General features: G+C 45.5%; 4 protein-coding genes. 2 read left to right on the forward strand and 2 right to left on the reverse strand.

The annotated features are described in order from the left end of the window. Window positions 1-817: phytanoyl-CoA dioxygenase family protein (locus P8O70_00860; protein ID MDG2195434.1), on the reverse strand; the 817-nt coding region annotated here is incomplete at its 3' end. A gap of 657 nt (window positions 818-1,474) precedes the next feature. On the opposite strand from P8O70_00860, the gene P8O70_00865 reads away from it, so the two are divergent. Then, window positions 1,475-1,870 (forward strand): RidA family protein, encoded by a 396-nt coding sequence (locus tag P8O70_00865; protein MDG2195435.1) that lies wholly within the window; start codon window positions 1,475-1,477, stop codon window positions 1,868-1,870. 639 nt (window positions 1,871-2,509) lie between these two features. Beyond that, complete coding sequence (locus tag P8O70_00870) at window positions 2,510-3,445, forward strand: DUF3445 domain-containing protein (GenBank protein ID MDG2195436.1); 936 nt, start codon at window positions 2,510-2,512, stop codon at window positions 3,443-3,445. A 229-nt stretch (window positions 3,446-3,674) separates the two neighbouring features. Here the strand turns inward: P8O70_00870 and P8O70_00875 are convergent, their stop codons facing one another. Then, on the reverse strand, window positions 3,675-4,577 hold the full coding sequence (locus P8O70_00875; protein ID MDG2195437.1) for an IS982 family transposase: 903 nt from the start codon (window positions 4,575-4,577) through the stop codon (window positions 3,675-3,677). Window positions 4,578-4,833: the final 256 nt, after the last annotated feature.

Genomic DNA, 4,833 nt, shown 5'->3' on the forward strand with positions numbered 1-4,833 from the left:
GCTCGTTTGTGCGATAAATCCAGAATCTCCACATAAACCTAGGATTTTCTGTCCATTGGCGCCAATCATCTCTTCGATGGTTCCCACGATGGAAAGTGTTGTGAGAATAGAGAAGGACGCTCCCGGCCTTCAGTGGGGCAACTTCAAAAGCACTGGTCAGTGGCCAGTTTAGCCCTGAAACGGCTTCCATCATCCGATGATCATGCTTGGTTTTGCGCTTAATGATGTCTTCCAAAGTGTATTTGGAGTCAGGCCCACTAACGGGTATACTCTCCAAGCCCTCGATTAGGTAGCTAAAGTCAATGTGGTCAGCTCCTGCAAAGTTGTCGTGGTTCTCCTCATGGTTGAAGGTCCAGTAGTGACTAAACGGTACAATTGCCGTTGGTCCCATCTCTAATGAAACATCTTGTGGGTAGTACAGCATCTCAATTTGGACCGCCTGGTGATGTCTCTGTTTGCGGGCATTGTAAGGAGCGTTATCGTCTTTGTGCCAGTGTTGGTCACGAGCTCCACTGAGGAAGGGAGCATTATGAATGAACGGCACAATCGCCCAGTTTTTACCGACAAGTCGATCACAGGCATCGATCAATCTGGGTGCGTTCAAAATATCAAAAATCTCTGGAATCACTTCAGGAGTAATTCGTAGCTGATCCTGAACTGCTTTCTTTTCTTTTTCGTAAATACGTTGATGAATCTCAGACGAGACCCCTAGACTTTCTGGACAAAGAACAGCGACCCCCCTACTTGCAAACTCTTGAACGAGATTTTGTGATTTACTGTAAATGATTGATTCAGTAGTTAGATTTTGAGAAATCAATTTATGCAACCTTTGATTATAGTGTGACAATAATTTATAAAATAATTAAATGTATGTATATTTATATTTATTGATTTACTAATAATTATTAGCTAATTTAAATTTAAAAACTACAGCAATACGCTCTGACACAGAAGCTAAGCTGATACAAAGTTTCTATCACTGATGCACTTCACAAATTCAGTCAGTGAGACAATTCGTGGGAAATGCTGACCAGCGTGGATATTTCCAACATAAGGCTTGTATTCGTTCACCCTTACCATGAGAGGTCTGCATGGCACCTGCTGATTTTCGTCGTTGGAAGAGAATCTTGGTTTGGAGCGTTTTGACTGGTAGCACGGTGTGGTTATTGAGCTTGGTTAGTTTCTGGAAACCCGAACTCTTCTCCTCTATATACAGTATCGTCGGACTCTAATCATTAAAGTTGTTTCGGAAGGCTTGCTGAGACACTTTCCTTCAGCATCGTCACGTATTCAGAAATAGCTTTTCGATCTGTGTGCGTGATTGTTCAGCATTAGTAATCCCACCTTGTCAATAATGACCTTTGTTTGACCCAAATAAATTTGCTTAATATCTGTATTTTGAATAATTAAGAGATGTACACTATTGTTGATGTTATATTTTATACGAATAGATTATTCAGCAACAAGGAGTCATATGCAGCAACAAGAACGCTTAGATCCAGGATGGGCTTGGACAAAGAAATATAATATAGGTGCTGGTGTAAAGGTTGGGGACACTATTTATACATCTGGCTTAGTGGCCTTAGACAGTGAGGGCAATGTGATTGGTGAGGACGTTTACACCCAATCTAGTCAGGTTTTCAAAAATATTGAGAGTCTGCTAGCTGTTGCTGGAGCAACGATGGATGATGTAATCAAGATCAATACATTCCTGACTGATATGTCTCAATACGGCGAGTTTAGTAGAGCGCGCAATGAAGCTTTCCCAACCGGTGTACCCGCTAGTGCTTGTTACTCCACTCCTGCACTAGTCCTTCCTTCTTTGTTGGTTGAGGTTGAAGCCATTGCGATTATCGGTAGCGGTAGTTGAAGCTTGAGTACCTTCCTTGAGCCTATTGGGGATCCCAATTACTAGGATCCCACTTTTTCTCTCTTGGCAGAACATATTCCTAGAACTATCTTCACACCTCCCACCAATTTTTACGTCCGATCATCTAATTGAGCTTGATTGCATAATTTGATTTGGACTTTACTATGCAGCTCTCACTGAGATTCTTTCTTTTTCTTTTGTTAGATTCTAATATCATATCAAATTAAAATCGAATTTTAGATTCACTATCCTCACTTTTTTCTTACAAGAAATTAACTGTGACTACCACCCAATTAGGATCTCGAAAGAAACTTCGAAACTTTTTTGGTTTCAAGACGTTCATTAGTGGTTTAGCCAAGCAAGGCACTTCTACACTTACAGTTTTGTTTGTTTTGTTCATGGTGCACTCAATCCATCTCCTTTGGGCATTATTCTCAAAGATTTTTTGAGAACAGATGATCAAAAGCTTCACGATCCACACTGATAATTGTGGCTTTTTGAGATTGTGTTCGGAAGCTTACAATTATCTATGGCTCCCTTTGGGTCGCTCTTAACCATGACGGTTAAAGTCTGATTGCCCTAACCAGAAATCAAAGCTGGTCGAAGCCCATGAGTTTCTCGTCAACTTGACCGAGATATTTGAAGCAGCAGCACACTTTCCCTGATTCCATGCCCTACCCATTCCCTCTTCCCTTTGATGGAAAGCCACACCGCTGGACTATGGGATTACGCCCACTAGCCCTGGAGGACTGGCTCTGGCTGGATGAACGCTACGAAACAGAAGTTACCCTGAGGCGAGAACTGCTTGATCAGCGGCACGATGAAGTGTTTCAGGCTTGCCCTGAAGCAGAGGCCGCCAGCACGGAGGTTCTCGAAATTGTTCTTGCATTTCTTGAAAAACAGCATCCAGAGTGCTTTCAACAGATTCAAGAAGACAAGAGTCTGGCACCTGGGCAAACAACTTTTGAAATGGCTGTTAGAGCGCTGCATCCGCTGGAATTGGCAGGACGGTTGGTACAGGAAGATCTCTGCGTGATGCAGCCAGTTCCAGAGGATGCTGAGGATTCTGGAGAGTACCGACTAACCGCAGCAGCACTATGCTTCCCTACTCGTTGGAATCTGCGGGAGAAGATTGGGCACCCGATGTCCAAAATCCATGATCCAGTACCGGGATATCGGGAGCAGATCAACGCCCCAGTGAATCAGTTCATGCGTCGTCTGACACCGGAGAAACCGATGTGGCGCGTCAACTGGAGCCTGAATGAGGATCCGACGCTTTTTCAACCGGGAGGTCATGGAATTTTAGAAGCTGCACCCCACCTGACCTCAGAAAATGCTGGAACGGAAGTATTCTTGCGCTTGGAACGCCAGACGCTCAGCAGGCTTCCCAATACAGGTGCAATTCTCTTCACCATCCGGATCCTACAGTGCCCACTGGAGGAACTGAAGGATTCAGAAGCCCATCAACTGGCTCAAACACTGCGTCACTGGTCCGAGGATCTCCAGACCTACAAGTCTTTTGCGGTTTATGGACCAGCGGTGCTGAGCTACTTGGAAGGAAGGACTTTAATCTAGGCGGAAAATACAAGCTACAGCTTGCCCGCAAGCCGGAAGGTGAAAGTCGAACTAGTGAAAGGAATACTAACATTCTACTGAATTGGTGAACAACGTCAGTCTATTACTTTAGAGAAATGTCATAAACAAACACATATAAATTTTGACACCATAGAGTTCTTGTGTTATTGTGTTCGACAATATAAGTGCAAGTTGTTGAAAGTAACTTAACGTGAATTTGGGATAAGCCCTAGGCGCACACGAGTTGCTTGTGGGCGTTGAGGATCTCCTGTTCCTCTCGAGTCCAGGAGAGTGCCGGACGTTTTTCCTGCCAAGTGTAGGCGACCAACCCAGCGATCAGGTGGACGAATGCGTTGATGGGGCTTCGGTGTCGGGAGTGCTCAATCTGGCAGACGTTTTTGAGCTGGTCATTGACAGTTTCAATCAAGGCCCTCTTCCTGAGAAGGATTTTATCCATCAGGCTCAACAGCTTGGGTTTTATGTTCTTGCGTAGCTTGGTGATGAGTTCTACGCCTTGCTGCTGGAGGGTGTTGCGGAGCGCTTGGGAGATGTAGCCTCGATCCCCAAAGAGCTTGCCAAAGAGCCCATTGGCCAGCTCAGGCACGGTCAAACGATCATCCACATTTCCTGGTGTGAGGCGAACCCCAAGCAGGTCGCTGCGATCATTGATGATCAGGTGCAGCTTAAAGCCAAAGAACCAGCCCGTTGAGGTTTTTCCTCTCTGGGCCAAGCCTCCGAAGACCTTGTGGGAGTGAATACGGGCATTGCGGCAGACCTTCAGTGGAGTTGAGTCGACAAAGCTGATCCCAGTCACTTCACCACGGCGACTTCCCAGGTAGTGAGCCAAGGGCCAAAGAACCTGAGGAAGAAGCTGGACCACACGAGTGTAGCTGGGGGCTTCGGGAAACTCACGATGCCAGCGCCCAAGGACCTGTTCGGTGTAGTAGCCCTTGAAGTTGCGGTAGCCTCGAGATTGATGGAACATGACGAGAATGGTCATGAGTTCACTCGGGCTCAGGCTTGTGGAACGTTGGCGAACACGACGAGGCCCAAGTAACAGATCGTGTGGCGGCTCAAAACTGAAATTGCAGTAGAAATCGTCAAGATTGCAATAGACGGTCGTCAAATCCATGGGAGTCTCCTTGGTCGGGGATGATGTCTGGAAATATCAATCCCTCAGACTATCAGGAGACTCCCTCTTATCCAAAACTCACGTTAATTATACTCTCGTGTGTTGCTATCGCAGGTGCGTTGATCTTTCTGGGCCACTTTCCCACACTTCAAGATAGTTGGTTCGATGATTCGAATCCTATCATCGATAGCTCTGACGATGAAGGTAATAACATCTATAAGCAGTAAAACTTAAGTTATCTTGATCGTGGCAAAAT

Source organism: SAR324 cluster bacterium (genome assembly GCA_029245725.1).
In the GTDB taxonomy this organism is placed as follows: domain Bacteria; phylum SAR324; class SAR324; order SAR324; family NAC60-12; genus JCVI-SCAAA005.